The sequence below is a fragment of the Mitsuaria sp. MSU3D genome (genome assembly GCF_056867975.1).
In genome coordinates this window covers 2,947,143-2,971,087 of sequence record NZ_CP200314.1, presented here as the reverse complement: position 1 = coordinate 2,971,087, position 23,945 = coordinate 2,947,143, and the positions used below count along the sequence as shown (strand labels likewise).

24 protein-coding genes are annotated in these 23,945 nt (G+C 67.4%); 12 read left to right on the top strand and 12 right to left on the bottom strand.

The window, feature by feature from the left end; genetic code table 11:
* Window positions 1-396: 396 nt before the first annotated feature.
* From AC1VNM_RS13080 to AC1VNM_RS13070, 3 genes are read right to left on the bottom strand one after another with little or no spacing between them, the layout of a single operon-like run.
* Complete coding sequence (locus AC1VNM_RS13080) at window positions 397-1,968, bottom strand: UxaA family hydrolase (protein WP_483107202.1); 1,572 nt, start codon at window positions 1,966-1,968, stop codon at window positions 397-399.
* Between the two features lie 25 nt (window positions 1,969-1,993).
* A complete protein-coding gene (locus AC1VNM_RS13075) occupies window positions 1,994-3,130 on the bottom strand; it encodes a mannitol dehydrogenase family protein (protein ID WP_483107201.1) in 1,137 nt (378 codons plus the stop codon).
* A 5-nt stretch (window positions 3,131-3,135) separates the two neighbouring features.
* Window positions 3,136-4,146 (bottom strand): zinc-binding alcohol dehydrogenase family protein, encoded by a 1,011-nt coding sequence (locus tag AC1VNM_RS13070; RefSeq protein ID WP_483107200.1) that lies wholly within the window; start codon window positions 4,144-4,146, stop codon window positions 3,136-3,138.
* Window positions 4,147-4,312: 166 nt separating this feature from the next.
* Here AC1VNM_RS13070 and AC1VNM_RS13065 point away from each other — a divergent pair, with 166 nt between their 5' ends.
* Window positions 4,313-5,077 carry a FadR/GntR family transcriptional regulator gene (locus AC1VNM_RS13065; protein WP_483107199.1) on the top strand — a complete coding sequence of 255 codons (765 nt, stop codon included), beginning with the start codon at window positions 4,313-4,315 and terminating at the stop codon, window positions 5,075-5,077.
* 46 nt (window positions 5,078-5,123) lie between these two features.
* On the opposite strand, the gene AC1VNM_RS13060 is transcribed toward AC1VNM_RS13065, so the two are convergent.
* Window positions 5,124-6,041: a YicC/YloC family endoribonuclease gene (locus tag AC1VNM_RS13060; RefSeq protein WP_483107198.1), complete on the bottom strand. Its 918-nt coding sequence runs from the start codon at window positions 6,039-6,041 to the stop codon at window positions 5,124-5,126.
* A gap of 31 nt (window positions 6,042-6,072) precedes the next feature.
* Between AC1VNM_RS13060 and AC1VNM_RS13055 the strand changes: the two genes are divergently transcribed.
* From AC1VNM_RS13055 to hemW, 5 genes are read left to right on the top strand one after another with little or no spacing between them, the layout of a single operon-like run.
* The gene (locus tag AC1VNM_RS13055) at window positions 6,073-7,041 is read left to right on the top strand and encodes a serine/threonine protein kinase (protein ID WP_058936168.1); all 969 of its coding nucleotides are present in this window, start codon (window positions 6,073-6,075) and stop codon (window positions 7,039-7,041) included.
* The gene (locus tag AC1VNM_RS13050; protein WP_067275106.1) at window positions 7,038-7,937 is read left to right on the top strand and encodes a PP2C family protein-serine/threonine phosphatase; all 900 of its coding nucleotides are present in this window, start codon (window positions 7,038-7,040) and stop codon (window positions 7,935-7,937) included. The genes AC1VNM_RS13055 and AC1VNM_RS13050 overlap by 4 nt, the downstream gene beginning before the upstream one ends.
* Window positions 7,938-7,957: 20 nt before the next feature.
* Window positions 7,958-8,692: a ribonuclease PH gene (rph, locus tag AC1VNM_RS13045; protein ID WP_431104606.1), complete on the top strand. Its 735-nt coding sequence runs from the start codon at window positions 7,958-7,960 to the stop codon at window positions 8,690-8,692.
* Between the two features lie 33 nt (window positions 8,693-8,725).
* Window positions 8,726-9,331 (top strand): RdgB/HAM1 family non-canonical purine NTP pyrophosphatase, encoded by a 606-nt coding sequence (rdgB, locus tag AC1VNM_RS13040; RefSeq protein WP_377152969.1) that lies wholly within the window; start codon window positions 8,726-8,728, stop codon window positions 9,329-9,331.
* A 10-nt stretch (window positions 9,332-9,341) separates the two neighbouring features.
* On the top strand, window positions 9,342-10,526 hold the full coding sequence (hemW, locus tag AC1VNM_RS13035; RefSeq protein WP_483109276.1) for a radical SAM family heme chaperone HemW: 1,185 nt from the start codon (window positions 9,342-9,344) through the stop codon (window positions 10,524-10,526).
* On the opposite strand, the gene AC1VNM_RS13030 is transcribed toward hemW, so the two are convergent.
* Window positions 10,492-11,481 carry a LysR substrate-binding domain-containing protein gene (locus AC1VNM_RS13030; protein ID WP_483107197.1) on the bottom strand — a complete coding sequence of 330 codons (990 nt, stop codon included), beginning with the start codon at window positions 11,479-11,481 and terminating at the stop codon, window positions 10,492-10,494. The two genes, hemW and AC1VNM_RS13030, sit on opposite strands and share 35 nt — an antisense overlap.
* Window positions 11,482-11,650: 169 nt before the next feature.
* Here AC1VNM_RS13030 and AC1VNM_RS13025 point away from each other — a divergent pair, with 169 nt between their 5' ends.
* Both AC1VNM_RS13025 and AC1VNM_RS13020 read left to right on the top strand, forming a co-directional pair.
* Entirely contained in the window at window positions 11,651-12,028 is a 378-nt protein-coding gene (locus AC1VNM_RS13025; protein ID WP_483107196.1) for a hypothetical protein, read from the top strand.
* The gene (locus tag AC1VNM_RS13020) at window positions 12,025-12,438 is read left to right on the top strand and encodes a nuclear transport factor 2 family protein (RefSeq protein WP_483107195.1); all 414 of its coding nucleotides are present in this window, start codon (window positions 12,025-12,027) and stop codon (window positions 12,436-12,438) included. Before AC1VNM_RS13025 ends, AC1VNM_RS13020 begins: the two co-directional genes overlap by 4 nt.
* A gap of 2 nt (window positions 12,439-12,440) precedes the next feature.
* Here AC1VNM_RS13020 and AC1VNM_RS13015 read toward each other — a convergent pair whose 3' ends face one another.
* The 5 genes from AC1VNM_RS13015 to AC1VNM_RS12995 all read right to left on the bottom strand — a co-directional run bounded on the left by AC1VNM_RS13015 (window position 12,441) and on the right by AC1VNM_RS12995 (window position 17,121).
* The gene (locus tag AC1VNM_RS13015; protein WP_483107194.1) at window positions 12,441-12,767 is read right to left on the bottom strand and encodes a hypothetical protein; all 327 of its coding nucleotides are present in this window, start codon (window positions 12,765-12,767) and stop codon (window positions 12,441-12,443) included.
* An 11-nt stretch (window positions 12,768-12,778) separates the two neighbouring features.
* Complete coding sequence (locus tag AC1VNM_RS13010; RefSeq protein ID WP_483107193.1) at window positions 12,779-14,140, bottom strand: ATP-dependent nuclease; 1,362 nt, start codon at window positions 14,138-14,140, stop codon at window positions 12,779-12,781.
* Window positions 14,141-14,336: 196 nt separating this feature from the next.
* The gene (locus AC1VNM_RS13005; protein ID WP_377152976.1) at window positions 14,337-15,452 is read right to left on the bottom strand and encodes a protein-glutamate methylesterase/protein-glutamine glutaminase; all 1,116 of its coding nucleotides are present in this window, start codon (window positions 15,450-15,452) and stop codon (window positions 14,337-14,339) included.
* A gap of 69 nt (window positions 15,453-15,521) precedes the next feature.
* Entirely contained in the window at window positions 15,522-16,193 is a 672-nt protein-coding gene (gene cheD, locus AC1VNM_RS13000) for a chemoreceptor glutamine deamidase CheD (RefSeq protein WP_483107192.1), read from the bottom strand.
* Between the two features lie 58 nt (window positions 16,194-16,251).
* Complete coding sequence (locus AC1VNM_RS12995; protein WP_377152980.1) at window positions 16,252-17,121, bottom strand: CheR family methyltransferase; 870 nt, start codon at window positions 17,119-17,121, stop codon at window positions 16,252-16,254.
* A 185-nt stretch (window positions 17,122-17,306) separates the two neighbouring features.
* Between AC1VNM_RS12995 and AC1VNM_RS12990 the strand changes: the two genes are divergently transcribed.
* Genes AC1VNM_RS12990 through AC1VNM_RS12980 form a run of 3 tightly spaced genes read left to right on the top strand, consistent with a single transcriptional unit; the run spans window position 17,307 to window position 19,333 of the window.
* Window positions 17,307-18,026, top strand: a complete 720-nt coding sequence (locus tag AC1VNM_RS12990; RefSeq protein WP_377152982.1) for a GGDEF domain-containing protein — start codon at window positions 17,307-17,309, stop codon at window positions 18,024-18,026.
* Entirely contained in the window at window positions 18,023-18,835 is an 813-nt protein-coding gene (locus tag AC1VNM_RS12985) for a MinD/ParA family protein (RefSeq protein ID WP_377152984.1), read from the top strand. Before AC1VNM_RS12990 ends, AC1VNM_RS12985 begins: the two co-directional genes overlap by 4 nt.
* Window positions 18,836-18,886: 51 nt before the next feature.
* Window positions 18,887-19,333, top strand: coding sequence for a group II truncated hemoglobin (locus tag AC1VNM_RS12980; RefSeq protein WP_377152986.1), 447 nt, complete (start codon window positions 18,887-18,889; stop codon window positions 19,331-19,333).
* Between the two features lie 44 nt (window positions 19,334-19,377).
* On the opposite strand, the gene AC1VNM_RS12975 is transcribed toward AC1VNM_RS12980, so the two are convergent.
* Together AC1VNM_RS12975 and AC1VNM_RS12970 are read right to left on the bottom strand one after the other, a co-directional pair.
* Window positions 19,378-21,279 carry a sensor histidine kinase gene (locus AC1VNM_RS12975; protein ID WP_483109275.1) on the bottom strand — a complete coding sequence of 634 codons (1,902 nt, stop codon included), beginning with the start codon at window positions 21,277-21,279 and terminating at the stop codon, window positions 19,378-19,380.
* A 58-nt stretch (window positions 21,280-21,337) separates the two neighbouring features.
* Window positions 21,338-21,988, bottom strand: a complete 651-nt coding sequence (locus tag AC1VNM_RS12970) for a response regulator (protein WP_483107191.1) — start codon at window positions 21,986-21,988, stop codon at window positions 21,338-21,340.
* Window positions 21,989-22,244: 256 nt separating this feature from the next.
* Between AC1VNM_RS12970 and AC1VNM_RS12965 the strand changes: the two genes are divergently transcribed.
* Window positions 22,245-23,945: a ShlB/FhaC/HecB family hemolysin secretion/activation protein gene (locus tag AC1VNM_RS12965; protein ID WP_483107190.1), complete on the top strand. Its 1,701-nt coding sequence runs from the start codon at window positions 22,245-22,247 to the stop codon at window positions 23,943-23,945.

Sequence of the window (23,945 nt, the reverse complement as noted above, 5' to 3'; positions counted from 1 at the left end):
CCATCGGCGCACGGCCGTGGGGGGCAGGGGCGCCAGGGGCCGAAGCACGGCCGGCCCGTTCCACGGACCCTCGACCCGTCGCAGGGGGACTTGCATCGAAACGCCTTTCGAACGTGGAAAGGCGCCTTGGTTGGCGGATCGAACGGATGGTTCGAGATGCATTCGACCTGCCTGCGATCGTCGCTTGGCCATTGCTCCTCCCCGGTGTCCTGTCGCTGGGCGTTGGTGCCGCAGTTCTAGTCGCCAAGCTAGGCCACCGCCCCGGAGAGGTCAATTGCGGAACTGGGGGGATCGCCTCGTCACAAGGGGGCTCTCCAGGAGGAAGATCGAGGCAGGTCCCCTTCACCCGTGACCTCGCCGGCGTGTCCCGGTCCGGTGGAGCGCCGGCTCGGGACCTCAGGTGATGACGCTGATCTGCCAGGGCACGAACTCGTTCTGACCGTAACCATGCAGCTCGCTGCGCGACGGCCGGCCCGAGGCGGTGTCGAGCAGCAACTGGAACAGCTCCGCGCCGAGACCCCGGATGGTCTGCGTGCCATCGAGCACGTCGCCGCAGTTGAGGTCCATGTCGTCCGCCTGCCGCCGCATCAGCGCCGTGTGGGTCGCCAGCTTGACCGACGGCGACGGCGCACAGCCGTAGGCCGAACCGCGACCGGTGGTGAAACAGATCAGGTTGGCGCCCCCCGCCACCTGGCCCGTGGCGGAGATCGGGTCATAACCCGGCGTGTCCATGAACACCAGACCGCGCGCCTTCACCGGCTGCGCGTATTCGTAGACCTCGATGAGGGTGGTGGAGCCGCCCTTGGCGATGCCGCCGAGCGACTTCTCCAGCACCGTCGTCAGGCCGCCGGCCTTGTTGCCGGCGGACGGGTTGTTGTCCATCTGAGCGCCGTTGCGGCGGCAGTAGTCCTCCCACCAGCGGATCCGCGCCACCAGCTTGTGGCCGATCTCGACGGTCTGCGCCCGCCGCGTCAACAGGTGTTCGGCGCCATAGATCTCAGGCGTTTCCGACAGGATCGCGGTACCGCCGTGCGCCACCAGCAGGTCGACCGCCGCGCCCAGCACCGGGTTGGCCGAAATGCCGGAGTAGCCGTCCGAGCCGCCGCACTGCAGCCCGATCACGAGGTGGCTGGCGGCAACGCGCTGCCGCCGGATGGCGTTGGCCGGTGGCAGCAGTGCCTGCACCAGCTGGATGCCGCGGGCGATGGCGGTCGTCGTGCCGCCCGCATCCTGGATCGTGAACGTGTGCAGCGTGCCGGACTCCTGCAGGCCCTGCGTCGCCAGCAGCGTCGGGATCTGGTTGGTCTCGCAGCCCAGCCCGATGACGAGCACGCTCGCGAAGTTCGGATGGCAGGCGTAGCCGCCGAGCGTGCGCTGCAGGATCGCGAGCCCCTCGCCCTCCGAGTCGATGCCGCAGCCCGTGCCGTGCGTCAGCGCCACGACGCCATCGATGTTCGGGAACGCGGCCAGCGCCTCGGGATGGATGTCGCGCCGGAAGTGGTCCGCGATGGCGCGGGCGACCGTCGCCGAGCAGTTCACCGACGTCAGGATGCCGATGTAGTTGCGTGTCGCCACGCGCCCATCGGCGCGCACGATGCCGTCGAAACGCGCCGGCTGCGTTGCCGGAGGCGTGTCGCGCGCATCGACCCCGTGGGCGTAGTCGCGCTTGAAATCGCCCATCGCCAGGTTGTGGGAGTGCACGTGCTGGCCGGGGCGGATGGCCCGGCTCGCGAAGCCGATGATCTGGCCGTAGCGCCTGACCGCTTCCCCGGTCGCGATCGCGCGCGTCGCGATCTTGTGGCCCGGCGGGATCAGCCCGGAAACGGTCGTGGCTTCGGCCGCGATGTGGGTGCCCGAGACCAATTGGTCGAGCGAGACGACGATGTTGTCATCGGGATGCAGGCGGATCACCCGCGCGCCGACGGTCGCCCGGGCCGGGTCGATGGCCGCCTTGGCATCGATGGTCATGCGGGTGTCTCCCGTCGGGGCCGGATCAACCCGCGTCGGCCAGCGCGGCACGCAAGCGCGGCTGTGCGATGCCGCATTGCAGCCGGTCGGCGAGCGCGACGATGGGCAGGAAGCGCCGCTGCTTCTTTTGCGCGTGGTTCCGCGCGATGTCGGCGATCGGGTGGTCGAGGAAGGGGTTCAGAAAACGCTCGCGCACGTCGACGAGGTAGGCGTCGGCTTCGGCGCGCTGGCCCAGCGCCGTGAACACCGGCAGCACCTCGTCGCTCCAGAGGGATTCGAGTCCGGATCGCAAGGCCGCATCGTTCATCGCCTGCCGGACGGTCTCGCCGGGGGCTCGGCCGTCCACCTTCCAGCGTTCGGCGAGCCAGGTGTGCCCGGCGTTCAGCAGGAGCAGTTTCAGCCGCACGTACCGCTCGAGGTCGTCGGTCAGCAGGATGGCTTCGTGTGCACACGGCAGCACCAGCCCCGGCTGCCGTTCGATGGCCCACAGCGCATAGGGTTCGGCCACGGCGCCGACCGGGTGCAGCGCCTCCGCGACGATGCGGTCGACCAGCGAGTTGGCCCAGATGCAATGGTCGTCCAGCCAGTCGACGAAGGCCGCATCCAGGCGCCATCGGGTGGCGAGCGATCGCACCAGATCGCGCAGCACGTCGCCGTTGCGCTCGATCAGTTCACAAGGAAAGATCGACAGGGCGGCCGCCGGCCTGGCGCGCCAGCGGTGGTGCAGCAGCACCAGCAGCTTGGCCGGGAAGCTATGTGGCGCAGGCGACGTGTCGTCGATGCAGGCCGGACCGTCGCGTTCGTCGAGCTGGTAGCCGCGGTCGGCGGTGTTCGAGACGATCACGCGCACATCGGTCGCGATGGCCTCGCGCAGCGCCGGCCAGTCGGCATCGGCCTGCAGCGCCTGCCGCACCGCGCGGCATGTGAGGGTCTCGTCGATGCGCTCGCCGCGCCGCAGACCGCGGACGCGCACCGGGTAGCCGTCGCCGGCGGCCAGTGCGGCGACGCGTTCGGCACTCGCGGGGTTGTCGGTCGTCTGCACCACGAGGATGCCGCCGACCGCCCGGCCCGTCTCGCCGCGGTCGAGCGCCTGCGAGACGAACAGGTCGACGTGCGCCTGCAGGAAGCGGCTGGTGCCGAACTGGAGGATGGCCTGGGTCATGGCGCTCAGCACTCCACGATGGCCTTGACGACGCCTCGGGCGGGGTCCAGCAGGTGCTTGAAGTCGGTCGGCACCTCGACCAGCGTGAGCCGGTGCGTGTTGAGCGCCGCGTCCGGGATCTGGCCCGCGCGCATCGCGTCGAGCACGGTCTCGAAGTCTTCGGTCGTCGCGTTGCGGCTGGCGAGCAGCGTGGTCTCGCGCTTGTGGAACTCCGGGTCCGAGAAGCCGATCGTCGCAGTGACCACCGAGATCAGCACATAGGTGCCGGCGTGAGCGACGAACTTGAAGCCGCGCTCCATCGCCTTCGGATTGCCGGTGGCGTCGAACACGACATCGAAGAACTCGTGGTCGGTCAGCCGCGCCAACTGCTGTTCGTCGTCATCGGCGATCTGCACCGACGCCGCCATGTGCAGTTGCGCGATGCAGAAGTCGAGCCGGTCGCGCCGCGTGTCGAGCGCCGTGACCTGGGCGCCGCGCAACTTCGAGAAGATCATCGCCGCCATCCCGATCGGGCCGGCGCCGACCACCAGCACGCGCTGCCCGGCCTTCACGTCGGCCCGCCGCACCGCGTGGGCGCCGATGGCGAGGAACTCCACCATCGCCGCCTGGTCCAGCGACACACCTTCGGCCTTGTGCACGAAGCCCTGCGGCACCGTGAGGTACTCGGTGAACGCGCCGTCGCGGTGAACGCCCAGCACCTGGAGGTTGGCGCAGCAGTTGGTGCGGCCCTGGCGGCAGGCAATGCACGTGCCGCAGCACAGGTACGGCATCACGTACACCACATCGCCTGGCGCCAGAGGGCTGTCGGCCGGCGCCTGGTCGACGATGCCCGACAGTTCATGCCCCATTACGCGCGGATAGCTCAGGTAGGGCTGGTCGCCGGTGAAGATGTGCAGGTCGGTGCCGCAGACGCCCACGCGTTTGACGCGCAGCAGTACCTCGTCATCGCCGCGCAGCGGCATCGGGCGGATTTCGGCGCGAAGCGTGCCGGGTGTCTCGCAGATCACGGTCAGCATGAGGCGGTCCTTGTGTCGCGATGCCACCGTCCCAGGAACCGGAGCACCCTACTGGTCAGGCCACTTTACGAGATTGATGAAATTGGCCTGACCGTACTTACCCTGGCGCCCTGGAAATGAGGGCCGTACCCGGCGAGGGAAGCGGTGCAAGTCGAGCGCATACACTGTGGCGCATCACTTTGGTAAGGCCAATCGGCCTCGGCCTTCGGCAGGGGATCCGCCTTTGATCAGTCAGCTCAAACCCGTCGACAACCGGCGTCTGTACCAGCAGATCGCCGACCAGATCCGCGGTCTCATCAAGCAGGGCGACTACGCGGTCGGCGCGCGGCTGCCGCCGGAACGCGACCTGGCGCAACGACTGGGCGTCTCGCGGCCGTCGGTGCGCGAGGCGCTGATCGCGCTGGAAGTGGAAGGCAGCGTGGAGGTGCGCATGGGCGCCGGCGTCTATGTCTGCGCCGGGGCGGAACGGGCGGCGCCCGTGAGCGATTCGCTGGGGGAAAGCCCGATCGAACTGATGCAGGCCCGTTCGGCGCTGGAAGGTTCGATCGTTGCGCTCGCTTGTGGACGCGCCACGCCCGACGGGCTTGCCCAGGTGTCGAAGGCGATCGGCGACATGCGCGCGGCGATCGCCAAGGGCCGGTCCCCGATGGACGAAGACCGCGAATTCCACCTGGCCATTGCCGCGATGACCGGCAACTCGGTCATGGAACGGCTCGTTCGCGAGTTGTTCGACGAACGTCACAGTCCGATCTCCGTGCAGCTCAGTGTCCGGTCGGAGAGCGTGCGGACCTGGATGGACGCGGTGCGCGAGCACGAGGTCATCCTGCGCGCCTTGGAGAGCCGCGACGTGCTTGCAGCGCAGACCGCCATGCGCTCGCATCTGCAGTCATCGCTGGACCGCTGGCTGGCGGCCCGGAAGGAATGGTCCTGACACCTTCGTGCGATGACCGCCATGTCGGCGGAGGACCCCCGCAGAGCTACTCGATGTTCTGCACCTGTTCCTTCATCTGCTCGATCGCGACCTTCATCTCCACCGAGATGTTGGTCAGCTCGATGGCCGCGGCCTTCGAGCCCAGCGTGTTGGCTTCGCGGTGCAGTTCCTGCATCAGGAAGTCCAGCCGCTTGCCGACCTCGCCGCCCTTCTTGAGCAGGCGCTCGATCTCGTCCAGGTGCGAGCGCAGCCGTGTGAGCTCCTCGGCCACGTCGATGCGCAGCGCGTAGGCGGCCGCCTCGTTGACGGCGCGCTCCTGCAGCGTCTGCTCGGAGATCGTCTGCGTGGCGCTGGTGGCGCTCAGCGCCTCCTGCCAGCGTTCCAGGAAACGCTCGCGCTGGCGTTGCACCGCGGCCGGGATCAGCGGCTCGGCTTGTGTGGCGAGGTCCCGCAAAGTGGCGACGCGCTGCTTGAGCATCGTGACCAGTTTGCCGCCTTCGCGCTCGCGCGCCTCGAGGAATCCCTGGATGCATTGACGCGCGGCGTCGAGCACCGTCTCGTCGTTCGCCGAGGCGCCCGTCGCGCCGGTCTTGCACCAGTTCAAGGCTTCCTGGACGCTCAGTCCCTGCGCTTTCGGCAGCCAGGATTGCACCTGCGATTCCAGCCGCGAAAGCCGGTTGAGCTGCTCTGGCTGCGGGTTCGGCCAGGAATTGTCGGTGTCTCGATGGGTGTTGATCCTCAGTTCGATCTTGCCTCGCTTGACGCTGCCCGAGACAAGCTCGCGCAGGGCCGGCTCGAGCGAGCGCAGCTCGTCGGGCATGCGAAAGCTCAGGTCGAGGAAGCGTCCGTTCACCGAGCGCGCCTCCACCGTGACCGCAGGTTGGGTGGCCGGGCTAGGGGTTTCGCCGGAGTTCGCGGGTTGTGCCGTGGCGCTGGCATAACCGGTCATGCTGTAAACTGGCATCAGCTATCGGTAGAACAATCGAACCGCGATTATGTCAAAGCCGAAACCGGCGCCCTTGCCCGCAGGCACGGTGGTGGGGGGCTATCAGATCATCAAGAAATTGGCTGCGGGTGGATTCGGCGTGGTTTATCTCGCCGAAGACCCCGACCATCACTTGGTCGCTCTGAAGGAATACCTCCCCTCGTCCCTTGCAGAACGATCTCCCGGAGAACTCACGCCTCGCGTGAAACCGGAGAAGCAGCCCCTATACCGCCTGGGGTTGCGCAGCTTTTTCGAGGAAGGCCGTTCCCTCGCGCAGATTTCGCATCCGAGCGTCGTCTCGGTGCTGAATTTCCTGCGCGAGAACGAGACCGTCTATATGGTCATGAATTACCTGCAAGGCGATACCTTGCAGGATTTCATCGTGACCGCGCGCGATTTGAAGCGTGACAAGGTGTTCCGGGAATCGACCATCCGGTCGCTTTTCGACGAAATCCTCAAGGGCCTGCGCATCGTGCACCAGCACAAGATGCTGCACCTGGACATCAAGCCGGCCAATATCTTCATCACCAACGACAACAAGGCGGTGCTGCTCGATTTCGGCGCGGCGCGCGAGGTGCTGTCCAAGGAAGGCAACTTCATCCGGCCGATGTACACGCCCGGCTTCGCTGCGCCCGAGATGTACAGACGCGACGGCTCGCTGGGCCCGTGGACCGACATCTACGCGATCGGCGCCTGCATCTACGCCTGCATGCAGGGCTATCCGCCCAACGACGCGCCGCAGCGCCTGGAGAAGGACCGCCTCGGGCTGTCGCTCTCGCGCCTGCGCAACGTGTATTCCGACAACCTGCTCGAAGTGACCGAGTGGTGCATGTCGCTCGATCCGCTGACCCGTCCGCAGAGCGTCTTCGCGCTGCAGAAGGAGCTCTCGCGTGAGACCGAGCGCCGCTACACCAAGCTCAGCTTCAGCGAGCGCCTCAAGCTGCAGCTGGAGAACCTGAAGACCGGGGCGAAGGCGTGAAGTTCTCCGTCTACCAGGTGAGCCGCCGTGGCGGCCGGGAGAAGAACGAAGACCGCATGGGGTATTGCTATACCCGCGAGGCCGGTCTCTTCGCGCTGGCCGACGGCATGGGCGGCCATCCGGACGGCGAGGTCGCCGCCCATCTGGCGCTCCAGAACGTCGCGGCGCTGTTCCAGCGCGACGCGCAGCCGGTGATCAAGGAGCCGTCGCAGTTCCTGGAGACGGCCGTGCTGCTCGCGCACCAGCAGCTGCTGACCTACGCGCAGCAACGCGGCATGAACGACACGCCGCGCACGACCATCGTCGTCGGGCTGATGCAACAGGGCCAGATCTGGTGGGCGCACTGCGGTGACTCCCGCATGTACCTGCTGCGCGAGACCGAGCTGATCGCCCGCACGCGCGACCACTCCTACAGCGAGCTGCAGGAGGCGCTGGGCCGCCACGCGACCGGCGCCGAGCGCTTCAACCGCCATGTGCTGTTCACGTGTCTCGGCAGCCCCGGCAAACCGATGATCGACGTCAACGGCCCGGTGCTGCTGCAGAACGGCGACCGCATGCTGCTGTGCTCGGACGGGCTGTGGAGCTCGGTCAGCGACGTGGACATCCTGCGCCACATGTCCGACAGCCGCTCGGTCGGCGACGCGGTGCCGGAGCTCGTCGAGCAGGCGCTGCGCCAGGCCGGCGCGCGCAGCGACAATGTGACGGCCCTGGCCGTGGAGTGGGAAGGCGAGGGCGATGCCCCCGACTCGATCTCCACGCAGGACCTGGACCAGGAAGGCTTCGCCTCCACGATCCATGGGGCGACCCAGGACGTGCAGCTCGACGAAGCCGAGATCGATTCCGCCGTGCGCGAGATCCAGGACGCGATCCGCAAGGCCGGCAAGAAGCCCCACTGAAGGCACCAAAGGATTTCCTCATGAGCAGCAACGCCAGCCGCCCGCAAGGGCGAGCGGCGGACGCCTTGCGTCCGGTCCGCATCACCCGCCACTACACCCGCCACGCCGAAGGCGCGGTGCTGATCGAGTTCGGCGACACCAAGGTGCTGTGCACCGCCTCCGTCGAAGAGAAGGTGCCGCCGCACAAGCGCGGCAGCGGCGAGGGCTGGGTCACCGCCGAGTACGGCATGCTGCCCCGCGCCACGCACACCCGCAGCGACCGCGAGGCCGCGCGCGGCAAGCAGACCGGCCGCACGCAGGAGATCCAGCGCCTGATCGGCCGCGCGCTGCGCGCGGTGTTCGACCTGTCCAAGCTCGGCGAGCGCACGATCCAGATCGACTGCGACGTGCTGCAGGCCGACGGCGGCACCCGCACCGCGGCGATCACCGGCGCCTACGTGGCCGCGCATGACGCGGTGAGCTGGCTGATCGCGCAGGGCAAGATCACCGCGTCGCCGCTGAAGGACGCGGTCGCCGCGATCTCGGTCGGCATCCTGGACGGCCAGGCGCTGCTGGACCTCGAGTACGTCGAGGACTCCGCCTGCGACACCGACATGAACGTGGTCATGACCGGTGCGGGACACTTCGTCGAGCTGCAGGGCACGGCCGAAGGCGTCGCGTTCACGCGCGCCGAGGTCGACGTGCTGCTGAACCTCGCCGAGAAGGGCATCCGCGAGCTGCTCGTCGCGCAGCGCGAGGCGCTCGGTCTGAAGTGACTCCCCAGTAATCTCCGTCGATTGGAGCAAGCGATGAAGTTGGTCCTGGCCTCCAACAATGCGAAGAAGCTGAAGGAACTGCAGGCGCTGTTCGAGCCGCTGGGCATCGAGCTCGTGACGCAGGGCAGTCTCGGCATTCCGGAGGCGGAAGAGCCTTTCCACACCTTCGTCGAGAACGGGCTGACCAAGGCCCGCCACGCGGCGAAGGCCAGCGGCCTGCCGGCGCTGGCGGACGACTCGGGCTTGGCCGTCGATGCGCTCGGCGGCATGCCGGGCGTGCTGTCGGCGCGCTACGCGACGCTGTTCGGCCGCGAGAAGAGCGACGCCGAAAACAATCGTGTGCTGCTCGAGAAGCTCGATGGCATCGAGGATCGGCGCGCCCGCTTCGTCTGCGCGCTGGTCGCCGTGCGCTCGGCCGACGACCCGGAACCGCTGATCGCCATGGGCCGCTGGCACGGCGAGATCCTGCATGCGCTGGAAGGCGAGGGCGGCTTCGGCTACGACCCGCTGCTGTTCATTCCCGAACTCGGGAAGAGCGTCGCGGCGCTGGGCGCCGAGGCGAAGAACCGTCTGAGCCACCGCGCGCTCGCGTCGCAAGACCTGCTGCGCCAGATGCGCGAGAGCTGGCACCTTGGCTGACATCATCCGCATGATGCGGCCCGGCACGCTGACGCTGTCGGCGCTGCCGCCGCTGTCGCTGTACGTGCACCTGCCGTGGTGCATCCGCAAGTGCCCGTACTGCGACTTCAACTCGCATGAATACCGCGACGGGCGCGAGCTCGACGTGGAGACCGCGCGCCAGTACCTCGCCGCCCTGCGCTCGGACCTGGAAGCGGCGCTGCCGCTGATCTGGGGCCGGTCGGTCGTGTCGATCTTCATCGGCGGCGGCACGCCCAGCCTGTTCGCGCCGGAGCAGATCGCCGAGCTGATCTCCGACCTGCGCGCGCGCCTGCCGCTGGAGCCGGGCTGCGAGATCACGATGGAAGCCAATCCCGGCACCTTCGAGAAGGACCGCTTCGCCGGCTTCGCGCAGGCGGGCGTGACGCGGCTGTCGATCGGCGTGCAGAGCTTCGACGACGCCAAGCTGCACGCGCTCGGGCGCATCCACAGCGGCACGCAGGCGCGCGCGGCGATCGAGGAGGCGGCCCGTTCCTTCGGCACCTTCAACATCGATTTGATGTACGCGCTGCCGGGGCAGACGCTGGCGGAACTCGACCAGGACCTGGACATCGCGCTGGCGTTCGATCCGCCGCACCTGTCGGTCTATCACCTGACGATCGAGCCCAACACGCGCTTCGCGAATTCGCCGCCGGAACACCTGCCCGATCCTGATCTCGCCAGCGACATGCTGGACCTGATCACCGCACGCACCGGCGCGAAGGGCATGTCGCGCTACGAGGTCTCGGCCTATGCGCGCGATGGCCATCGCTGCACGCACAACACCAACTACTGGCAGTTCGGCGACTACCTCGGCATCGGCGCCGGCGCGCACACGAAGCTCAGCTTCGCGCACCGGCTGCTGCGGCAGGTCCGCTGGCGTGATCCCGCCACCTTCATGCAGAAGGCGGCCGAGGGGCAGGCCGTGTCCAACGAGAACGAGGTCGCCCGCAACGAGCTGCCCTTCGAGTTCATGCTGAACGCGTTGCGTCTGCGCGAGGGCGTGACGCTGCAGAGCTTCCTCGAGCGCACCGGCCTGCCGCCGTCATCGATCGCCAAGGCGATGGCGCAAGGGCGCGAGAAGGGCCTGCTCGACCTCGATCCCGCCGTGATCCGCGCGACACCGCGCGGCTTCGACTTCCTCAGCGATCTGCAGGAACTGTTTCTGGCATCGTGACCTTGCCGGTGGCCGGGCCCGTGACACGGCCTGTCGCCAGGCAGGTCATCGACCCGTCCAGCGCCGCGCGCGACTGCGCGGTCTCCTCGTGCAGCCAATCGATGAAGGCGCGCACGGCAGGTTCCTCGCGCGACTGCGGCGCGTAGACGATGTGATACCGCTGCGGCTCCTTGAGCATCGCCTGCCGCGGCGCGACGCGGACGAGACGGCCGTCGAGCAGCGCATCCGCCGCCAGCAATTCGCGCGTCAGGCCGACGCCCATGCCTTGCTCGGCCGCCTGCAGCAGGATGCCGAAGTCGTTGAAGATGGCGACGGGCACGACCTGGCGCCGCAATCCAGCCTGCGCGAACCAGTCCTCCCACTGCGCCGGATCGCCGAGCAACGGCGCCTGGGCCAGCGCCTCCAGCGGCTGCCCGATCAACTGGTGCGCCAACGCGGGCGACGCGACCGGCAGCATCGAGAGGTCGAAGAGCGGTTCACTCGTCAGGCCGGGCCAGGGGCCGAGGCCCTGCCGCAACGCGATGTCGAATTTTTCCCGCTCCAGGTCGACGAGCCGGGCCGTCGCTTCGATCTCGATCGTCACTTCGGGATGCCGCGCGTGCCAGCGGCCCAGCCGCGGCAGCAGCCAGCGCTGCGCGAAGGAGGGCAGCACCGTCACGCGCAGGCTGCGCTGCCCGACGCCGTGCGCGGAGGTCGCGGCGCGCAGGCCCTGGTCGAGTTCCTGGTAGGCGCGCTCTACGCCGCGCAGCAGGGCTGCGCCGGCGGCGTTCAACACCACGCGTCGCCCCTGTCGATCGAAGACCGGGAAGCCGAGCTGCAGTTCCAGCGCACGGATCTGCTGGCTCACCGCGGAGTGCGTCAGGTTGAGTTCCTCGGACGCGGCGCGCAGGTTCTGATGCAGCGCGGCGGCCCGGAAGGCGGCCAGGTACTGGAGCGGCAGGCGGGGAAGTCGCATCGGGTGTCCTCCGGGAGAACGGGAAGGGAAAACGAGGGCGACTGTAGCGACTCGTTGGAAAGTTTGGCTACTCAAGGAGGCAAGGATATAGCGTTTGGAGACAGCTTGTTGGGCATCTAGCATTACCAGCACTGATCCAAAACTCCCACCGATGAACGAAGGAACGACCATGAACGAGCCCGACATCACCTCCTGCCTCCGTGCCCGGGTGACCCCGCAGGTGCCGTGCTACGCCTACTCGCCGTGGGCGCGTTTCCCGGTGATCGGCCCGGCGCTGACCGTGCTGATCGCGATCGTCTCGGCGCTGGCGCTGGTCTCGAACGCCAACGCGTTCAACGACGTCAACGCCGAACTGCAGATCGCCGCCCGCGAGCAGCGTGTCGCCCGGGTGGAGGCGCAGCGCGTGGCGCGCGAGCAGGCCGCCCGGCAGGCGACGCTGGTCGCCGCGGCCAACGATCGCCAGGGCGCCATGGCGCCTCGCGTGCAGCCGGCTGTAAACCGGACCAGCGACCGGACCAGCGAAGACAAGAAGGGCCGCGCGCAATGAGCACGACGACGAACGTTTCGACTTCGCCTGCCGACGTGGTTCAAGCGCAACTCGACGCCTACAACGCGCATGACGTCGAGGCGCTGGTCGCCACCTATGCGGCCGACGCGCGCCAGTACGAGTACCCCGACCGGCTGATCGCGCAGGGCGCTCCGGCCTTGCGCGAGCGTATGACCGCGCGCTTCGAGGCCTCGCGTCCTCACGCGCAGCTGCTGCATCGCGTCGCGGTCGGCAACACCGTCATCGATCACGAGCGCATCGTCAACCAGACGCCGGACGGCCCCGTCGTGCGCGAGCTGATCGCGATCTACGAGGTCGACCCGACGCCGGCTGATGTCAAAGGCGGAAACGCAAACGGGCGCATCGTCAGCGCCCGTTTCGTGTTCGGCGAGGAACTACGTTTGGAATGATTTTATGAAGAGACGGGCTCGTTCAATGCCCAGAAGGGGTCATTGGCAAGGCCCTTCGAAGAAATATATCCGGCCCGCTTCTTTTCGAAGGCCTCTTCACTTGTCGTTGTCGTTGTTACGTCCCCAGATAGTATGGAAGAGTAGGCCTTAAGAATATTCTTGTAATCCTCTGAATCGGGATTGTCCAGGGCCTCGAGAACGCGATCAACTTTTCCTGACTTCAGGCTCTCACCGAAGTGCTCGCCTTCAAAATGGGGGAACTGAGTATAAATGCGGCCCAGCGAACGAGCGTTTGCTGCATCGCGAATGCTGGTGTTGACTGTCCACATCCCGTTTTTCTTCATTCCGGTCTTCCCCGCACACATTGGGGTGTCGGCATCATGCACGACAGTGTAAGGTACTTGAAACTGGTTAAGATTCTGGCAAACATGGGAATATTTGCCTTGCCGAGACAGTCGATGACGTGCACTTGCTTGTCGAGCTGCTTTGCAACGTGATTGATGGTGACTTGCTCTGTCGGCCCTTCAACCAGAATGATATTGTCATAAAAGAAGAATTCATTCACTACCGGATTGCAGGCTCGAATCATCTTCAATCGTTCGCGTTCCTTCTCGTCGAACGATATTTTGTCAGTTGAAATAAAGTGATCACTCTTCCCTGGATTGTTTTCAACCCGGATGATGGTTGTGTGATCTTTTGAAAGATCGATGAAAATTGGCGAATGTGTCGTGGCGATAACTTGCCACTCTGGATTTCCTAGAGCGAACGAATAAAGGGCTTCTCGCGCACCTCTGATCGTGGGCGGATGAAGGAAGGCCTCCGGTTCGTCGATCAGCAGGATTTTGGAGCTGGCTGCGCTAGACGTTGTCTTCTTCTTGCTTGGCGTCGACATGACAGACAACGTGGACCAGAGCAGGGCGCGCTGCAGACCTGTTCCCTGAAGTTCCAGCGGCGAGGTTGTCCCGTGGGTGACCTGAAGATATGAATCCGCAGCAATCAATTTTTCATCGAGCGGATCTTTGGATCGCGGTATCAACTCGATGGTCGTTCCCGGAAATACTTGATTCACCTGTTTGGTGATTTGTGCTGAAAGATCGTCAAAGCTCTTTTTGACGCCGGAGAATATTTGCTGTGTTAGTTGTTCAATTTGATCGAGAGCTGTCTTCGTTTGGGATGAGTCTGATTTAAGACTTTCCTTTACGAAGTCCTTCAGCATGGCGAGCAACTTCGCCTGCGTAGTATCCATTTGATCCGTTGGTCGAATTCTAACCGGCTGAGGAATTCGACTCATGATCATGGAGTCAAAGCCACCAAGGCCGCCGTCAATAAAGTCGTTGGCCTTGGGGCTAAAGGACTGCTTCTTGGCTTTTTCTTTTGGAGCTTTCCAGACGTAGCGGAATGAAATGCATTCTCCGAATTCGGAGTGCTTGTATTTCCAGTCTTTCCCGATCGTTTCTTCGTCAGCTTGACTGATTTGGTCGAAAAATCCAGTAATTACGATTGGAACGCTGACATCTTCTTTGTGGAAATGACTTACTTCAAGTTCTTTTCCACTTGACGCCAACGCTTCGTATGCATCGAGAATGGTCGATTTGCCTACATTGTTGCGTCCGATGAGAACAACGATCTCGTCGATGTGTATCAAACAGCCGGATGGTCCGATTCCTTTGAAGTTCTCGACTTTGAATCCTGCTAACCTCATTTGATCTTCTCCCTGAGTTGAATCTAAATGTTACACCGGGTCCGCGCTGAATGTTCGTTGCCGAACATTGGCGTAGTGAGCGTGGCTTCAGAGGGAAGCGTCAAAGAGAAGGCTGCTGCCGGAAACGCCGACGGGCGCCGAAGCGCCCGTCTTTTGCTTGGGAGAGGGGATGCCTCTCCGGATAGCTGGTCCGGATTCAGACGCGGTTCATCGACATGCCCGCCGTGCTGCGCAGGCGCTCGATCAGCCGCGTGGCGATCTGGTGCAGCGGCAGCACCTCGTCGGCGGCGCCGGCGTTGATCGCCTCCCGCGGCATGCCGAAGACGACGCAGGTCGCCTCGTCCTGCACGAGGTTGTAGGCGCCGGCGTCCTTCATCGTCTTCATCGCCTTGGCGCCGTCGGCGCCCATGCCGGTGAGCATGATGCCCAGCGCGTTCTGACCCACCACGCGCGCGGCGGAGTTGAAGAGCACCTCCACCGACGGCTTGTGGCGGTTCACCGCCTCGCCGTCCTGCACGCGGGCGATGTAGTTGGCGCCGGAGCGCTCCACGCTGAAGTGCATGCCGCCCGGCGCGATGTAGCCGTGGCCGGGGAGGATGCGCTCGCCGTCCTGCGCTTCCTTCACGCGGATCTTGCACAGGCCGTCCAGGCGCGCCGCGTAGCTGCGGGTGAAGCCCGCCGGCATGTGCTGCGTGATGCAGACCGCCGGGCAGTCGGCCGGCAGGTTGATCAGCACGTCCTTGGTCGCTTCGGTGCCGCCGGTCGACGCGCCGATGAAGATGATCTTCTCGGTCGACAACCGGCCCAGGCTCGCGATCGGCGAGGCGGGCTTGAGCGGCGGAGTCGCCCCTCCCGCCGGCGCGGGGGCGCCCGGCGCGGCGGCCGGGCCCGGCGCGTGCAGGCGCCGGATCTGCGCCTTCGCCGCGATGCGGATCTTGTCCGTGATGTCCTGCGCCAGCGCACGGATGCCGTCGGCCACGCCGATCTTGGGCTTGGCGACGAAGTCCACCGCGCCCAGCTCCAGCGCCTTCAGCGTGACCTCGGCACCCCGCTCGGTCAGCGTCGACACCATCACGACCGGCATCGGTCGCAGGCGCATCAGGCGCTGCAGGAAGTCGAGGCCGTCCATCTTCGGCATCTCGACGTCGAGCGTGATCACGTCAGGGTTGAGGTTGCGGATCATCTCCCGCGCGACCAGCGGGTCGCTGGCGGCCCCGATGCATTGCATGTCGGGCTGGCGGTTGATGATCTCGGTCAGGATGCTCCGCACCAGCGCGGAATCGTCGACGACGACGACGGTGGTCTTGGCCATTGGTTCTTACTCCTCGGTACTTCCGGGCACGCTGCTGCTCCGTGCTGCCTCAGTGGTGTCAGTGTCTTCTCAGAACAGATCGATCGAACCGCCGGTGCTCGCCACCGGTTGCGCCTGCTGCGCCGCGGCCTTGTCCTGCTGGACCAGGGCATCGGTGTTGGTCGGCGCCAGGCGCTTGACCATCGCCTTGCCGCTCTTGGGCAGGAAACACACCTTGCGCGGGTAGACGTCCATCACGTCCTTGGACACGATGGGAATGCGTTCGAGCTTCAGGAAATCGATGACGAAGTTGGTGTTGCGCTCGCCGACGTTGATCGTGTTCATGCCCGCGATCACCGCGCCGCCGCCGAAGATCTTCGCTTCCATGCGGCTCTTGGAAGCGCCGCGCTTCATCATCTCGTTGATCAGCAGTTCCATCGCGAACGAGCCGTAACGGCCCGAGTCGCCGTGCCCGTCGGGCAGCATGAAGTGGTTCATCCCGCCGATCTGCGCGTGGCGGTCCCACAGGCAGGCGGCGATGCACGAGCCCAGCGTGGTCATGACCAGCAGGTCGTCGTTGTCGACGAAGTATTCGCCGGGCAGTACCTTGACCGCGGCGTTCTTGAAATGCGCTTCGTAGAAGAAGAACGACGCCTCGCCGTTCTTGCGCGTCACCGACTTGAGCTGGGCCACGCGGGCCGCGCCGGCGCTGGCCAGCGCCGCGCTTTGCTGCATCGCGGAGGAGGCGGAGGGCAGGGTCATGGGGGTGTCGCTGAATGGGGGTTCTTCGGATCGTCGTGCGGCGGATCGTTCGCGGCGATCAGCCGACGCGCTCGTAGATCGTCTTGCCGCGCAGGCGGAAGAGATCGCGGGAATCGGTGAAGTTCTCGGAATGTCCGACGAACAGCAGCCCGCCCGGACGCATCACCTTGTGGATGCGCTCCAGCACCTTGCGCTGCGTCGGGGCGTCGAAATAGATCATGACGTTGCGGCAGAACACGACGTGGAAGGGATCTCCCAGCGACCACGAGGCGTGCATCAGGTTCAGCGGGCGGAAGTCGATCATCTTCGCCAGTTCGGGGCGGACGCGGATGCGGCCCTCGTTGGCGCCGGTGCCGCGCAGGAAGAACTGCTTGAGCCGCTGCGGCGACAGGCCGCGGGACTCGGCCGCGTAGACGCCCTTGCGCGCCGTGTTCAGGACGTTGGTGTCGATGTCGCTGGAGACGATCTGCACGCCGCTGTTCGCGCCCAGCGATTCCTGGCAGGTCATGGCGATGGAGTAGGGCTCCTCGCCCGTCGATGCCGCGCAGCACCAGATGCGGATCGGCTTGCCGGTGAGCGTCTTGAGGTCGTCGGTGAGCGACGTGAAGTGGTGGTCCTCGCGGAAGAACGAGGTCAGGTTGGTGGTCAGGCAGTTCACGAACTCCTGCCACTCCTGGTCGCCTTGCGGGCCGGTGATGCCCTCCAGCCATTGGAGGTAGTCGGCGAAGCTCTTGTAGCCGGTGTCGCGCAGGCGGCGCGACAGCCGGCTGTAGACCATCGCATGCTTGCCGTCGTGCAGCGAGATGCCGGCGTGCTGGTAGATCAGCTGGCGGACGCGTTCGAAGTCGGCCTTGCTGAAGCTGAACTCATGATCGATCGCCTCCACCGGCGACGGGGCCGCGAGCGAGACCGGTTGACCTTGGCGCATGGGGCTGTTTGGTTTTCTTCGAAGAGGAGATGCCGTAGCACCGGGTGATCACCATTGTCGACAATGCTAGTTTGATTGTGTTTGGTCCATTTGATGTGTGAAAGAGGTGGGGGGAACCCCTCTTTTCTGCGCGCTCATTTGAGGGGGAAGCCGCTAGACTGCCCTCGAAATTGCCTGATCTGACCTTGGACGCTCCGCAAAGTCTCATTGCAGCCCACAAGCTGCGCCTGGACCTGGCCCTGCAGCTGCTGCAGCAGGCCGGTGCGATGCTGCCCGACGCGGAGCCGTATTCGGAGCCGTGGCTGCAGGGCATCCTCGACGCCTTGTGCGATCTCTCCAGCAAGGACGCGTTGACCGGGCTGGTCAACCGCCGCAGCTTCGAGATGGCGCTGGGCCGCGAGGTCGATCGCGTGGCGCGGTCCGGGGAACCGGCGCTGCTGCTGATGCTGGACATCGACCACTTCAAGGCGGTCAACGACCAGCACGGCCACGCGGCCGGCGACATGGTGATCCGCGCGGTCGCCCAGTCGATCGCTCAGACGGTGCGGCCGATGGACACGGTGGCGCGGATCGGCGGCGAGGAATTCGCCATCATCCTGCCCAACTGCCCGACGTCGTTCGGGGTGACGGTCGCGGAACGCATCCGGCAGCGGGTGCAGGCGCTGGCGATCAGCGCGGGCGCCGGCCATGCGCCGCTGACCTGCACGATCAGCATCGGCGGGGCGTTCGCGCCGCAGTGGGTGCGGTCGTCGACGCTGATCTGGACGGAGCGGGCGGACCGCCAGCTCTACCGCGCCAAGGCCGAAGGCCGCAACCGCGCCTGCCTCGAGAGCCATGTGGACTCGCTGGTGAGCGCCGAGGAAAAGGGCATGTTGTTCGCCGTAACGCAACAGGATAGTGAATGAGCAATACAACAGCTCCTGCTGCACCCCATGCCCGCGGAGGCGCTCGCACCTTGGCCGTCACGAGCGGCAAGGGCGGCGTGGGCAAGACCTTCGTCACCGCCAATCTGGCGGCGGCCCTGGCCGCGCGCGGCGAGCGCGTGCTGGTGCTGGATGCCGACCTCGGCCTGGCCAACCTGGACGTGGTGCTGAACCTGCACCCCAAGCTCACGCTGCACGATGTCTTCACCGAGCGCTGCACCCTGGAGCAGGCGATCCTGCCGGCGCCGGGCGGCTTCCACGTGCTGCTGGCGGGCTCGGGCATGGTCGAGTATTCGCGGCTGACGCCCGACGTGCGCGACAAGCTGCTGCACATCCTCGAGGTCGTGCGGCCACGGTTCGACTACGTGCTGCTGGACACCGGCGCCGGCATCTCGGACGTGGTGCTGTTCTCGGTGTCGATGGCGAATGACGTGCTGGTCGTCGCGACGCCGGAGCCGACCTCGCTGACGGACGCGTACGCCACGATCAAGGTGCTCGCGACCCAGCAGGAGCGCCGCCTGGTGCGCCTGATCGTCAACCAGGCCAACCGGCCGGGCGAGGGCAAGCTGATCTGCGGCCAGCTGCAGCAGGTGCTGCAGCGTTTCGTCGGACCGACGCCGGGGCAGACCTTCAAGCTGGAGCTGCTCGGCGAGGTCAAGAACGACCCGATGGTGCGGCAGGCCGTGCTCAAGCGGCAGCTGTTGCTGGAGCACTACCCCGGCTGCGACGCGGCGCAGGGGATCCGCGGACTCGCGTCGAAGGTGCTGGAATACTCTGCGGGTCACGCCTGACCCCCTCCGCCTTGCGCTTCCTGCTCCCCGCTTCCTGCTCCCCGCTTCCTGATGACCGATTCCACCGATACCGGTGCCGCCGACGACACGGCGAGCACCGAGGACACCCCGACGGGCGCCGCTCCCGCCACCCCGTTCGAGTGGGTCGGCGGCGAGGACGCCGTGCGGCGTCTTGTCGACCGTTTCTACGACCTGATGGACCTGGAGCCGCGCTTCGCGCAGCTGCGGGCGATCCACCCGACGACGCTGGACGGCTCGCGGGACAAGCTGTTCTGGTTCCTCTGCGGCTGGCTGGGCGGGCCGGACCACTTCGTCGAGCGTTTCGGCCATCCGCGCCTGCGCGCCCGCCACATGCCCTACCGCATCGGCATCGCCGAGCGCGACCAGTGGATGACGGCGATGACGCAGGCGATGGCCGAGTGCGAGCTCGACGTCGAGCTGCAGCGGCGTCTGGCCGCCTCGTTCGCGAATACCGCGGATTGGATGCGCAACGTCTGAGGCGTGGTCGGGCGCCGAACGGCGTCAGCCGCGGCGATCGGTGACTACGCGGAATCTCCGGCTCGCGGTGCCAGCGGCAACCACAGGCTGAAGCGCGTTCCCTGGGCGCCCGATCGCCAGTCCACGCGCGCGCCGATCGCCGCCGCGCGGCGCTGCTGGTTCTGCAGGCCGCGCCCGCGACCGCCGGCCAGCTCGGCAGCCGCGTCGAAGCCCTGGCCGTTGTCGACGATCTCCACGCGCACGCCGCCTTCGTGGGTGGAGGTGCTCAGGCAGATCTCCGATGCGCGCGTGTGGCGCAGCACGTTGGCGATGCTCTCCTGGACGATGCGCATGATGTGCAGCGCGCTCGACGGTTCCAGCCATGACAGCTGCGGTACTTCGCGCACGTCCCAGCGCAGGGCGACGCCGCTGCCCTCGAGCCGCGGCTCCAGCCGGAAGCGCAAGGTCGCGAGCAGCAGCAGCAGATCGGCCTCGACCGGCTCCATCGAATCGATCGTCAGCTTCAGGTCGTCGAGGCAGTCCTGCAACACACGCGCCACGTCGCGCTCGGGCAGCGCGCCGCGCTCGGCGCTCCGGATCGCGCCGATCAGCGCCGCGCCCAGTCCGTCGTGCATGTCCTGCATCAGGCGCTGACGCTCGTCGCTGACGGCCTGCCGACGCTCGATCTCGCGCAGGCGGCGGTGGCTCTCGTCGAGCTCGGCCTCGCGCGCGGCCAGGCGCTCGGCCAGGCTGGCGTTGAGGTCCTCGACGGTGGCGATCGCCTGCACGTATCGGCGGTACATCAGCAGGCCGAAGACCGTCAGCGCCACCGCGTTGGCGTAGGCGCCGAGGTACCAGCCTTCGGGGCTGACGACGTTGTTCTGCAGCGCCCAGTCCGACATCCCCAGCAGCACGCACACGCCGATGCCCGCGGCCACGAGCCGCCCCTCGCCGGAGCTCTTCCAGGCCGCGCGCGCACCCGCGGTGCCGACCACGATGCCCATGCCCGCCACCACCAGGTAGAGCAGCGGCGTCACGCGCGGCGTGTTGGGCAGCAGGCCGGGCAGCGGCAGCGTCGCCACGCCGACCAGCACCGTCACCGCCACCAGCGCCCGCGTCATGCCCCGCATCGGCTGGCCGTGCAGGGATCGCAGGAAGAAGTGGACGACGGTCACCAGCCAGAACAGCGAGTTGACGGTCAGCCAGGCGAAGGCGTCGTTGGCGACCGGGAGCGAGACGTAGAAATGCAGCCCGCGCAGGTAGGACGTCGCCGCGAGGTTGAAGAACAGCAGGTAGCCGGTCTCGTGCGGGCGGCGGATCCAGACGAACAGCGCGAAGACGCCGATCGCCGCGAAGCCCGCGCCCAGGATCGCCGGCAGTTCCAGCTGCAGCCAGGCCCGCAGGTGATGGCGGGCGCGCAGCGCATCGACAGGCCCCAGCCACAGGCTGGAGACCGCGACCTGGCTGCGGCTGGTGTGCTCCAGCCGGATCAGGATGTCATGGACCGGCCGGCCGTCCTCGGGCGGTTCCAGCGACACCCAGAGCGGCGTGCGGGTGCTGTTCCACAGCGGACCCTGTTCCTGGGCGCGATGGACGAGGCGGCCGTCGGCATAGACGGCGATGGTGCCGTCGGTCTTGATGCGCGCACCGTAGAGGCCCAGCTGGCCCGCGAGCAAGCCGCGCGGTGCCGGCGGCACGCGCACGCGGAGCCAGGTCGTGCGCACGGCCGCGTCGCCTTCACGCGCGGCCTCGGCCTGGCCCAGCAGCGCCACCGGCAAGGCCAGCGGCAGCGACACCGGATGCCAGTCTTGCGGCAAGGCGGCGGCGTCCAGGGTCGCCGTTGGCGCGACTCGTCCGGCATGCTCGGAAACCTGCCAGTCAGCTTCCGTCAGGTGCAGCGCGGGGCTGAACGCGCGGTCGATGAAAGCGCCGAACGCGACCGCGGCGACCACCGCCGCCAGCACCAGCGACACGAGCAGCACCAGCCACGCGATCGGGGAGGGGCGGGGGAAGAGCGGGACGGCGTCACTCCGGCAGCCATCCCTGCGAGCGCGCCTCGAAGATGGCCTCGGCCTTGGAGCTGACCTTCAGCTTGCCGTAGATGCGGCGCACGAAGCTGCGCACGGTGAACGGGGACAGCGTCATGAGGTCCGCGATCTCGGCGGTCGAGAAGCCCTTGGTGATCAGGCCCAGGACCTCGTTCTCGCGCGCGGACAGCGGCGAGGCCTCGGCCGGCACGGCGCGCGCGGCGTCCTGGCGGAAACGCGACAGCACCTTCCTGGCGATGATGGGGCTGATCGGGCTGCCGCCGGCGGCCAGGCTGCGGATCTCCTCGACGATGCGCGCCGGGGCGCTGTCCTTGAGCAGATAGCCCGAGGCGCCGGCCTCGATCGAGCGGATCACGTGGGTCTCGTCGCCGAAGTTCGTGCTGACCATGATGTGGCACGCGGGCCAGTCGCGCGCGGCGGCGCGGATGACGTCGATGCCGGAGCCGTCGGGCAGGCCCAGGTCCACCAGCAGCACGTCGGCCGGCGGACCGGCCAGCAGCGCGAGGCCCTCGGCGCGCGTGACCGCGCGGCCCGCCAGGCGCATGCCGGGCGAGTCCTCCACGACGTGGCACAGCGCGTCGCCGAAGCCCGGATCGTCCTCGACCAGGATCACGTGGATGAGCGTCATGAGCGCATCGTACGGAGAGCCGGCGGCGGTGGCGGCCGGGAGGGGCGCGGCGGGGGCGGTGGCGTGTGCGGTTTGCATCGGATGGCGATTGTCTGGCGCCCGGGAGGTGGCCGTGTAGTCCGTTCGTTCTACGCCTCCCGGGAGGGGCCGCGCCTACGATCGCGCCGCTGCCACGACAGCCTCCACGAGAGAAGAACAACGAGCAAGAACAACGAGGGACCGCCCGCGCAGAGGCCGACGGTCCGAGGGAATCCGCATGCGTCCATTCCGTTCCGCCGTGCTCGGCGGCACCGCCCTGGCGTTGGCCGCCGGCGCGGCGCTGGCCCAGCAGAGTCCGCCGCCGCTGGCGCCGCAGGTCACGCCGCGCGATCTGCGCCCGCCCGAGCCGGCCGCGTCCGCCGCGCCGCTGCCGGTGCCCGCGCCCAACGCGGTGCCGGCGCAGGCGCGCGACCTGCAGGTCAGCGTCGACGAGGTGCGCTTCAGCGACGGCTTCCCGGAACTGGCCGCGGCCTCCGCGGAGCTGGCGGCGCCGCTTCGCGGTCAACGTCAGACGGTGGCCGCGTTCTATCAACTGGCCGACGCGGTGGAGGCGCTCTACCGCGAGGCCGGTTATCCGCTGGTGCGCGTGGTCGTGCCGCCGCAGCAGGTGAAGGACGGCGGCGTCTTCGAATTGCGCGTGGTGGACGGCTACCTCGAGCGCATCGATGCCTCGGCCGTGCCTGAGCGGGCGCGCCGGGCCGTCGAGCAGACGCTGGCGGGCCTGCTGGGGCGACGGCATCTGCGCGGCGAGGCGCTGGAACGCGCGTTGACGCTGGCGGGTCGCGGGCCCGGCCTGCAGATGCGCAGCGCGCTGGGCGCGGGCCGGGAAGTCGGCGGCACGGTGCTGGTGCTGGAAGGCGAACACGCCGGCTCGGCGATCACCGTCTCGGCGGACCGGCGCCTGAGCGAGTCGCTGGGGCCGTGGCAGACGACGGTCCAGCTGCGCCTGAACCAGGCGCTGGGCCGCGGCGAGCAGTTCTACACCTACGTGTCGGGCGGCAAGGACTGGGGCACCGCCTGGCGCGACGACGCGCCGCGACGGGTGCTCGGCGGCGGGGCGATCCTGCCGCTGACGGCCGACGGCCTGAGCCTCAACCCGGAATTCACCGTCTCCGACACGCAGCCGCGGGCGCCCGCCGGCGCGCTTCGCTCGCGCAGCCAGCTCGAACGCTACAGCCTGCGCCTGATCTATCCGCTGCTGCTGACGCGGGCGCAAGAACTGACCCTCACGGGCAGTGTCGACGCGAGCCGGCAGATCGACTCGCTGCCGGACTTCGACTTCGTCATGAGCGAGGACAAGCTGCGCGTCGGCCGGATCGCGGCGGACTACGTCCGCAACGGCGAGTCGGCCCGGCTGCGCCTGGGCGCGACGCTGTCGCGCGGTCTGCCCGGACTCGGCGCCCGCACCGCGGCCGACATCGCGGCCACCGGTGTGCCGGTGTCGCGCTATGGCGTGAGGCCCTACTTCACGAAGCTGGAGCTCAACGCCAGCGCCGATGTCGAGCTGCCCTGGGGCCTGGGCGCGCGCACCTCGGCGCGGCTGCAGAGCGCGCTCGGCCACGTGCTGCCGAGCGCCGAGCTGTTCAGCCTGGACGGCGAGGACGCGCTGTCGACCTTCCGGTCCGGTGCGATCTCGGACGACAACGGCTGGACCCTGCGCCAGGAGCTGTCGCGGGCCTGGACGCCGACCGTCGGCGGCGCGGGCCTGCAACTGCAGCCCTACGTCTTCGCGGCGCTGGGCCGTCCGTGGTCGGAGTTCGCCGGCACGCAGGGCCACCGCCTCGCCGCGTCCGGCGGCGCGGGCCTGCGCACGCGCTGGCGCGGCGCCGAGCTCTCCATCGAGGCCGGCCGCCGCCGCTACCGCCCCTTCGGCCTGGACGAGTTCCAGGCGTTCGTGAAAGCGCAAGTCCAGTTCTGA

Bases quoted from the DNA above. Each gene is read 5' to 3' on its own strand.
- AC1VNM_RS13060 (WP_483107198.1), bottom strand. From the start codon at position 6,041: ATGCCAGTTTACAGCATGACCGGTTATGCCAGCGCCACGGCACAACCC.
- AC1VNM_RS12995 (WP_377152980.1), bottom strand. From the start codon at position 17,121: ATGCGCCAAGGTCAACCGGTCTCGCTCGCGGCCCCGTCGCCGGTGGAG.
- AC1VNM_RS12980 (WP_377152986.1), top strand. From the start codon at position 18,887: ATGACCGATTCCACCGATACCGGTGCCGCCGACGACACGGCGAGCACC.
- AC1VNM_RS13055 (WP_058936168.1), top strand. From the start codon at position 6,073: ATGTCAAAGCCGAAACCGGCGCCCTTGCCCGCAGGCACGGTGGTGGGG.
- AC1VNM_RS13005 (WP_377152976.1), bottom strand. From the start codon at position 15,452: ATGGCCAAGACCACCGTCGTCGTCGTCGACGATTCCGCGCTGGTGCGG.
- AC1VNM_RS13020 (WP_483107195.1), top strand. From the start codon at position 12,025: ATGAGCACGACGACGAACGTTTCGACTTCGCCTGCCGACGTGGTTCAA.
- AC1VNM_RS13080 (WP_483107202.1), bottom strand. From the start codon at position 1,968: ATGACCATCGATGCCAAGGCGGCCATCGACCCGGCCCGGGCGACCGTC.
- AC1VNM_RS13030 (WP_483107197.1), bottom strand. From the start codon at position 11,481: ATGCGACTTCCCCGCCTGCCGCTCCAGTACCTGGCCGCCTTCCGGGCC.
- AC1VNM_RS12985 (WP_377152984.1), top strand. From the start codon at position 18,023: ATGAGCAATACAACAGCTCCTGCTGCACCCCATGCCCGCGGAGGCGCT.
- AC1VNM_RS13070 (WP_483107200.1), bottom strand. From the start codon at position 4,146: ATGCTGACCGTGATCTGCGAGACACCCGGCACGCTTCGCGCCGAAATC.
- rdgB (WP_377152969.1), top strand. From the start codon at position 8,726: ATGAAGTTGGTCCTGGCCTCCAACAATGCGAAGAAGCTGAAGGAACTG.
- AC1VNM_RS12965 (WP_483107190.1), top strand. From the start codon at position 22,245: ATGCGTCCATTCCGTTCCGCCGTGCTCGGCGGCACCGCCCTGGCGTTG.
- AC1VNM_RS13075 (WP_483107201.1), bottom strand. From the start codon at position 3,130: ATGACCCAGGCCATCCTCCAGTTCGGCACCAGCCGCTTCCTGCAGGCG.
- AC1VNM_RS12970 (WP_483107191.1), bottom strand. From the start codon at position 21,988: ATGACGCTCATCCACGTGATCCTGGTCGAGGACGATCCGGGCTTCGGC.
- AC1VNM_RS13025 (WP_483107196.1), top strand. From the start codon at position 11,651: ATGAACGAGCCCGACATCACCTCCTGCCTCCGTGCCCGGGTGACCCCG.
- AC1VNM_RS13010 (WP_483107193.1), bottom strand. From the start codon at position 14,140: ATGAGGTTAGCAGGATTCAAAGTCGAGAACTTCAAAGGAATCGGACCA.
- AC1VNM_RS13015 (WP_483107194.1), bottom strand. From the start codon at position 12,767: ATGTGGACAGTCAACACCAGCATTCGCGATGCAGCAAACGCTCGTTCG.
- rph (WP_431104606.1), top strand. From the start codon at position 7,958: ATGAGCAGCAACGCCAGCCGCCCGCAAGGGCGAGCGGCGGACGCCTTG.
- hemW (WP_483109276.1), top strand. From the start codon at position 9,342: ATGATGCGGCCCGGCACGCTGACGCTGTCGGCGCTGCCGCCGCTGTCG.
- cheD (WP_483107192.1), bottom strand. From the start codon at position 16,193: ATGACCCTGCCCTCCGCCTCCTCCGCGATGCAGCAAAGCGCGGCGCTG.